At 67.9% G+C, this 7202-nt stretch carries 10 protein-coding genes and 1 pseudogene; 7 read left to right on the forward strand and 4 right to left on the reverse strand.

Annotated features, from left to right (window positions below):
- The first annotated feature begins 50 nt into the window (after positions 1-50).
- The 4 genes from F1642_RS11135 to F1642_RS11150 all read left to right on the forward strand — a co-directional run bounded on the left by F1642_RS11135 (position 51) and on the right by F1642_RS11150 (position 2709).
- On the forward strand, positions 51-674 hold the full coding sequence (locus F1642_RS11135) for a GntR family transcriptional regulator (protein ID WP_194886236.1): 624 nt from the start codon (positions 51-53) through the stop codon (positions 672-674).
- Positions 667-1299, forward strand: coding sequence for a DNA-3-methyladenine glycosylase 2 family protein (locus F1642_RS11140; protein WP_194886237.1), 633 nt, complete (start codon positions 667-669; stop codon positions 1297-1299). The genes F1642_RS11135 and F1642_RS11140 overlap by 8 nt, the downstream gene beginning before the upstream one ends.
- On the forward strand, positions 1296-1952 hold the full coding sequence (locus F1642_RS11145) for an alpha/beta hydrolase (RefSeq protein WP_045981096.1): 657 nt from the start codon (positions 1296-1298) through the stop codon (positions 1950-1952). The genes F1642_RS11140 and F1642_RS11145 overlap by 4 nt, the downstream gene beginning before the upstream one ends.
- A gap of 157 nt (positions 1953-2109) precedes the next feature.
- Complete coding sequence (locus F1642_RS11150; RefSeq protein ID WP_045981097.1) at positions 2110-2709, forward strand: HNH endonuclease; 600 nt, start codon at positions 2110-2112, stop codon at positions 2707-2709.
- A gap of 4 nt (positions 2710-2713) precedes the next feature.
- On the opposite strand, the gene F1642_RS11155 is transcribed toward F1642_RS11150, so the two are convergent.
- The gene (locus F1642_RS11155) at positions 2714-2887 is read right to left on the reverse strand and encodes a hypothetical protein (protein ID WP_164871395.1); all 174 of its coding nucleotides are present in this window, start codon (positions 2885-2887) and stop codon (positions 2714-2716) included.
- Between the two features lie 221 nt (positions 2888-3108).
- On the opposite strand from F1642_RS11155, the gene F1642_RS11160 reads away from it, so the two are divergent.
- A complete protein-coding gene (locus tag F1642_RS11160; RefSeq protein WP_194886238.1) occupies positions 3109-3423 on the forward strand; it encodes a multidrug efflux SMR transporter in 315 nt (104 codons plus the stop codon).
- Positions 3424-3597: 174 nt separating this feature from the next.
- Positions 3598-5436, forward strand: a complete 1839-nt coding sequence (ilvD, locus tag F1642_RS11165; RefSeq protein WP_139598516.1) for a dihydroxy-acid dehydratase — start codon at positions 3598-3600, stop codon at positions 5434-5436.
- A 15-nt stretch (positions 5437-5451) separates the two neighbouring features.
- Here the strand turns inward: ilvD and F1642_RS11170 are convergent, their stop codons facing one another.
- The 3 genes from F1642_RS11170 to F1642_RS11180 all read right to left on the reverse strand — a co-directional run bounded on the left by F1642_RS11170 (position 5452) and on the right by F1642_RS11180 (position 6871).
- The gene (locus tag F1642_RS11170; RefSeq protein WP_255522367.1) at positions 5452-5760 is read right to left on the reverse strand and encodes a DUF305 domain-containing protein; all 309 of its coding nucleotides are present in this window, start codon (positions 5758-5760) and stop codon (positions 5452-5454) included.
- Between the two features lie 200 nt (positions 5761-5960).
- Entirely contained in the window at positions 5961-6419 is a 459-nt protein-coding gene (locus F1642_RS11175; RefSeq protein ID WP_045981100.1) for an Lrp/AsnC family transcriptional regulator, read from the reverse strand.
- Positions 6416-6871 (reverse strand): Lrp/AsnC family transcriptional regulator, encoded by a 456-nt coding sequence (locus tag F1642_RS11180; RefSeq protein WP_045981117.1) that lies wholly within the window; start codon positions 6869-6871, stop codon positions 6416-6418. Before F1642_RS11180 ends, F1642_RS11175 begins: the two co-directional genes overlap by 4 nt.
- Before the next feature lie 129 nt (positions 6872-7000).
- Between F1642_RS11180 and F1642_RS11185 the strand changes: the two are divergent.
- A pseudogene (locus F1642_RS11185) lies at positions 7001-7202 on the forward strand (NAD(P)-binding domain-containing protein); the annotation flags it as partial.

A 7202-nucleotide genomic window follows, 5' to 3' on the forward strand; every position in this document is an offset into this window, starting at 1 on the left:
TTGCGCGCTGGCCGCTTGCAATTCGGCGCGCGCGGGCCAATCGTTCGCGGATGAAAGACGCCTATTCCCTGATCCTGACCGCCATCGAGGGCGGCACATACCGCCCCGGCGACCGGCTGGTCGAATCCGAGCTGGCCGAGCGGTTCGGCGTCAGCCGCACCCCCGTGCGCGAGGCGCTGCAGCGGCTTGAGACCCAGGCCATGCTGGTGCGCGACGGGCGCAGCCTGATCGTGGCATCGCTGGACCACAACCAGCTGGCCGAGCTCTATACCGTGCGGGCCGAGCTGGAGGCGCTGGCCGCCCGCCTGGCTGCCCGCCACGCGATGCCCGAGGAGGTGCGCGTGCTGGCCCAGATGGTCGAGGAGGACCGCCGCACCAAGGGCGACCCCGAGGCGCTGGCGCGGGCCAACAAACGCTTCCACCGGCAGATCCACCTGGCATCGCACAACCGCTATCTGGTGCAGCAGCTGGACCTGGTGCACCGGACCATGGCGCTGATGGCGCGGACGTCGCTGGCCGCCGAGGGGCGGGGCGAGACCGCGCTGGCCGAACATGCCCGCATCGTCGAGGCGATCGCGGCAGGGGACGGGGCGGCGGCGGATCGTGCGCTGCGCCAGCATATCTCGATGGCGTGGGAGACGCGGCTGAAGCTGGAGGCGCAGGCGGGTGGCTGAGCCGCGCCTGATCCTGACCCAGGCCGACATCGACGAAGGGGCCGCGCATCTGGCGGCCGTCTGCCCGGTCTGGGCGCGGGTGCTGCCCCAGCTCGGGCCGCTGCCCTTGCGCCGCCAGCCGGACGGGTTCGCGGCGATGGCGCAGGCCATCGTGGGCCAGCAGGTCTCGGTCGCGGCGGCGGCGGCGATCTGGGGGCGGCTGCAGGCCGTGGGGCTGGACCGGGAGGCGACCCTGCGCGAGGCCGATGACGACAGCTTGCGTGCTGCGGGGCTGTCGCGTCCCAAGGCGCGCTATCTGAGGGGGATCGCCGCGGCGGGGCTGGACTGGCAGGGCCTGCGCGATCTGCCTGATGAGGAGGCCATGACCCGGCTGGTGGCCCTGCCGGGCATCGGGGTCTGGACGGCCGAGATCTATCTGAAGTTCGCGCTGGGCCGCAGGGACGTCTTCGCGGCGGGCGACCTGGCACTGCAGGAGGCGGCGCGCGGCATGTACGGCTTGTCCGAACGCCCTGGCCCCGCAGCATTGCGTGCGCTGGCCGAGCCTTGGGCGCCGTGGCGCGCGGTTGCGGCGCGGGGGCTCTGGGCCTATTACCGCTTGGCCAAAGGACGCGAGGGAATATTATGACCGAACCGCTGCAATCCGCCCGCCGGGGCCCCGAGAAGGCCGGATCGGTCGTCGTCTTCCTGCACGGCTATGGCGCCGACGGGACAGACCTTCTGGGCCTGTCCGAGCCGCTGGCGCCGCATCTGCCCACGACGGCCTTCTATGCGCCCGACGCGCCCGAGCCGTCGCGCAACAATCCGATGGGGTTCCAGTGGTTCCCGATTCCCTGGCTGGACGGATCGTCCGAAGTCGATGCCCGCATCAGCATGGGCCAGTCGGTGACCGCGCTGAACGAATTCCTGGACACCGTGCTGGCCGCCGAAGAGCTGACCCCCGACCGGATGGTGCTGGTGGGCTTTTCCCAAGGCACGATGATGGCGCTGCACGTGGCCCCGCGCCGTGACGTGGCCGTGGCGGGGGTCGTCGGATTTTCGGGCCGCCTGCTGACCCCCGAGGTCCTGGCGGAGGAGGCGCGGGTCAAGCCGCCGGTCCTGCTGATCCATGGCGACCAGGACGAGGTGGTGCCCTTCGACGACATGTCCCTGGCCGGCCAGACCCTGCAGGAGGCGGGATTCACCGTCTATGGCCACGTGATGCAGGGGACCGGGCACGGCATCTCTCCGGACGGGTTGTCGGTCGCGCTGGCCTTTCTGAAGGAGCATCTGCCCGACTGATCGCGGGGTCGTCACGCTGCTGTCATCCTGGGCGTCTATGGGATGGTCCGTCGGGAATAGATGCGGGGGCTTGCCAGATCACCGCCGCCAGATATAGTCGACGCAACGGATCTGACGGGCGCCCCGGTCAACCCCACGGGGCAGACGGGAAGGCGCTATGCTGGACGACCATCTTCATTCCGATTTCCGAACGCAGTTCGTGCGCGAGCCGGCCAACCTGCGCCATTTTCCGGCGCTGGTCCTGAATGCCGATTACCGGCCGCTGTCCTATTACCCGTTGTCGCTGTGGCCGTGGCAGGAGGCGATCAAGGCGGTGTTCCTGGACAGGGTGACCATCATCGCCGAATACGACCACGAGGTGCGAAGCCAGCGACAGGCGTTCCGCATCCCCTCGGTGGTGGTGCTGAAGGATTTCGTCCGACCCCAGAAGCGCGTGGCATTCACGCGCTTCAATCTTTTTCTGCGGGACGAATTCTGCTGCCAGTATTGCGGGGCCAAGGGCGACCTGACCTTCGATCATGTCGTGCCGCGGTCGCGGGGCGGGATCACCAGCTGGGAGAACGTGGTCGCAGCCTGTTCGCCCTGCAACCTGAAGAAGGCCAACCGCAGCCTGCGCCATTCCGGCATGCAGCTGCGCAAGCCCGCGCGCCGACCGTCGGCGGACGAGATGCATGCGATCGGGCGGCGCTTTCCGCCGAACCATCTGCACGACAGCTGGATGGATTTCCTGTACTGGGACGCCGAACTGGACAGCTGAGCGATCAGCCGTCGTGATCGTGGCGGTCGCGGTTGTTCAGATGCACCAGCACCGCACCGCTGAGCGCCAGCAGCAGGAAGGCGATCGGGGGAACGCCCGCCGACAGACCCGCCCACAGCGTCACCGCGGCGGCCAGGATCGTCACGGCGATCAACGCGAGGAAATGGGTCAGCGGCATGGGACACTCCTTCTCCTGACATCCAATATGGGCCGCATGGGTCGGGTTGGGAAGGCCATGCGGAGAATGCGCGACGTTTTGACGGGGACGGGGCGGGATCGCGCCGAGATCCGGCGTCTTGACCGGGGGAATCAGGCGACCTAGATGGGGCGGCAGAGGACGACCTCCCCCTGACGGGCTGACACTTCCGGGACGGCCCGGATCATTCGGAGGGTTCAGCCATGCCATGGCTTCTTCTGTTCACGGCCGGTCTTCTGGAAATCGTCTGGGCGACGGCGATGAAATATTCGGCCGGCTTCACGCGCCCCATCCCCACCATCGTGATGGTCGTCGGCATGGTCGCGTCGTTCTGGCTGCTGGCGACGGCGATGCGGTCGCTGCCCCTGGGGACGGCCTACATGGTCTGGACGGGCATCGGCGCGGTGGGCAGCTTTGTCGTGGGCGTGGTGTTTCTGGCAGAGCCCGTCACCGCGATGCGCATGGCGGCGGCAGGGATGATCGTCGCAGGCATCGTCACGATGAAGCTGGCCTCCTGACAGGCCCCAGGACGGGGCGCGCTTGCGTCCCGCGACGGCCGGGGGCGCTGCGCCCCCCGGACCCCCCGCCGCGTCGCGCCCTGCCGACAGAAAACCGCGAAATTCCCGCGTCGGGGGTAATTTCCTTCCGCGCCGAGGGGTGATAGACGCAATGCCAGCCAAAGGAGATCCGCCATGCCCGCCTATCGTTCCCGCACCACCACCCATGGCCGCAACATGGCCGGCGCACGGGGCCTGTGGCGCGCGACAGGCGTGAAGGACAGCGATTTCGGCAAGCCGATCATCGCCATCGTCAACAGCTTCACCCAGTTCGTGCCCGGCCATGTCCACCTGAAGGACCTGGGCCAGCTGGTCGCCCGCGAGGTCGAGGCGGCCGGCGGCATCGCCAAGGAATTCAACACCATCGCGGTCGATGACGGCATCGCCATGGGCCATGACGGCATGCTGTACTCGCTGCCCTCGCGCGAGGTCATTGCCGATTCGGTGGAATACATGGTCAATGCGCATTGCGCCGACGCGATGGTGTGCATCAGCAACTGCGACAAGATCACGCCGGGCATGCTGATGGCGTCGCTGCGCCTGAACATCCCCACCGTCTTCGTGTCGGGCGGGCCGATGGAGGCCGGCAAGGTCGTGCTGCAGGACGGTCGCGTCAAGGCGCTGGACCTGGTCGATGCCATGGTCGCGGCGGCCGATGATTCGGTCAGCGACGAGGATGTGCAGGCGATCGAACGGTCGGCCTGCCCGACCTGCGGGTCCTGTTCGGGGATGTTCACGGCCAATTCGATGAACTGCCTGACCGAGGCCTTGGGCCTGTCCCTGCCGGGCAACGGATCGACCCTGGCGACTCACGCCGACCGCAAGCGGCTGTTCGTCGAGGCGGGCCACCTGATCGTCGACCTGGCCAAGCGCCATTACGAGGGTGACGACTTCAGCGTCCTGCCCCGCAACGTGGCCAGCTTTGCCGCCTTCGAGAATGCGATGACGCTGGACATCGCGATGGGCGGGTCGACCAACACCGTCCTGCACCTGCTGGCCGCGGCGCACGAGGCCGAGATCGATTTCACCATGTCCGACATCGACCGCCTGTCGCGCAAGGTGCCGGTGCTGTGCAAGGTCGCGCCCGCGAAATCGGACGTGCACATGGAGGACGTCCATCGCGCCGGCGGCATCATGGCCATCCTGGGCCAGCTGGACCGCGCCGGGCTGCTGGACACCTCGGTGGGCAGCGTCCATTCCGGCACGCTGGCGCAGGCGCTGGACCGGTGGGACGTGTCGCGCACGACCGCGGCGTCGGTGCACGATTTCTTCCGCGCGGCGCCGGGCGGGGTGCCGACGCAGACCGCGTTCTCTCAGGCGAACCGCTATGACGACGTGGACCTGGACCGCGAGAAGGGCGTGATCCGGTCGTCGGAGCACGCGTTCTCGCGCGATGGCGGGCTGGCGGTGCTGTACGGCAACCTGGCCGAGGACGGCTGCATCGTGAAGACGGCGGGGGTGGACGATTCGAACCTGACCTTCGAGGGGCCCGCGCATATCTTTGAAAGCCAGGACGACAGCGTCAGCGCCATCCTGACCGGCAAGGTCAAGGCCGGAGAGGTCGTGCTGATCCGTTATGAAGGACCGCGGGGCGGGCCGGGGATGCAGGAGATGCTGTATCCGACCAGCTATCTGAAATCCAAGGGCCTGGGCAAGGAATGCGCGTTGGTGACCGATGGGCGGTTCTCGGGCGGGTCTTCGGGGCTGTCGATCGGCCACGTCTCTCCCGAGGCGGCCGAGGGTGGCACGATCGGGCTGGTCGAGCAGGGCGACCTGATCCGCATCGACATCCCGAACCGCAAGATCGAGTTGGTGGTCGACGACGCGACCCTGGCCGCCCGCCGCGCCACCCGCGATGCGGAAGGCTGGAAGCCCGCCAAGCCGCGCAAGCGCAAGATCACCACGGCCCTGCGCGCCTATGCGGCGATGACCACCAGCGCGGCAAAGGGCGCCGTCCGGGTGATCCCGGAGTAAGTGGCGGGGCGCCGGTCACCTGGCGCCCTCCAATTCGCCGATCAGCGCCTCCATCTTGGCGATCTCGCGGCGCTGCGTCTCGATGATGCCATCGGCCAGCGCGCGGACACGGGGATCGGTGATCTTTGCCCGGGTGCTGGTCAGGATGGCGATGGAGTGATGCGGGATCATCGCCTTCATCCAGGACACTTGGTCCACCGTCGCCTGACTGCGCACCATCGCGACGCCCAGGCCAAGGACGACGGCCGCCCCGGCCAGGAACGCGACAGTGGCGCGGCGGTTCGTGAACATCCCCCACATCGCGACCAGCATCACGATGGCCATCCCGCCCCCCATATACAGGGCCCATCCAGGCGCGGGTCTGACTGAACCGGACATGCGACAGATTCCAGGTGTTCAGATACATCATCGCGAACATCGCAACGGTCGAGGCGGCGATGGTCGCCAGGAAGCGGGCATGGGTCATGGCATGGCCTTTCACAAGAAGTGCCTGCCCCCAACAGGGGACCCACGCCGATGTTCCCTCAGCCCAAGGGACCGGGGCGGCGTTCCTCGGACAGCATCACGTTCGCCTCGACCTGGCCCACGCCGGGCAGGGTCATGATGCGTCGGCGCAGGATGCGTTCGAAATCGCTGATGTCGCGGGCGGTGATTCGCAGCCGGTAGTCGAACTGGCCCAGGACGTGCTGGACCAGCTGCACCTCGGGGATGGCGGTGACGGCGCGTTCGAAATCCTCAAGCCCGGTGCGGCCCTTGGCGGCCAGCTTGATCCCCAGGAACACGGTCACGCCAAAGCCGAGCGCGGCCGGGTCCAGCACCACGCGCCGGCCGGCGATCACGCCCTGATCCGTCAGCCGCCGGATGCGCCGCCATGCGGCAGGCTGGCCGATGCCGACCGCGCGCCCGATATCGGCGGCGCTGGTGGTCGCGTCGCGTGCCAGCGCCCGCAGGATGGCCAGATCGGTCGCGTCCAGGTCGGTCACAGGGCCAGATCCTCACTGTCTTTGATGGTCGCGACCAGCATCAGCGCGTCCAGTTCGGCGATATGCGGCAGGGTCAGGATGCGGTCGCGATAGACCTGCTGCCAATGCGCCATGTCGCGGGCGATGACCGAGGCGCGCCAGTCGACGCTACCCAGGAAGGACTGGATCTCGATCACCTCGGGGACCTGGCGCAGGGCGGCGACGAACTCGTCGAAGGCGCGCGGGTTGGTCTTGTCCAGCGTGAAGCGCAGGCTGACCTCGACCGCCCAGCCCATCGCGCGCCAGTCGATGCGGGCCTGCACGCCGCGCAGGACGCCGGCCTCGCGCATACGCTCCATCCGTCGCCACAGGCTGGCCGCGGTGACGCCGGCGCGTTCGGCCAGCGTCGCATTGGCGGCGGCGGGATCGGCCAGAAGCTGGCGCAGGATGCGGCGATCGGTGGGGTCAGGCATGAAAGTCATGAAAATGGCATTATCATGGGCATGATCTTTTCACAAGACGCATGAATCGTTGATCGAATGCGGAGGTTCGAATCCGGTCTACGGGCTAGAACTGTGTCAGCAAATCGAAAGGACTTCCCCATGCGCGTTTACTATGACCGCGATTGCGACGTGAACCTGATCAAGGACGCCAAGGTCGCGATCCTGGGCTATGGCAGCCAAGGCCATGCCCACGCCCTGAACCTGCGCGACAGTGGTGCCAAGAACGTCGTCGTGGCCCTGCGCGGAGGGCAGCCCGTCCGCCAAGAAGGCCGAGGGCGAGGGCCTGAAGGTCATGGGCATC

Source organism: Paracoccus sp. NBH48, assembly GCF_015390265.1.
In the GTDB taxonomy this organism is placed as follows: domain Bacteria; phylum Pseudomonadota; class Alphaproteobacteria; order Rhodobacterales; family Rhodobacteraceae; genus Paracoccus; species Paracoccus marcusii.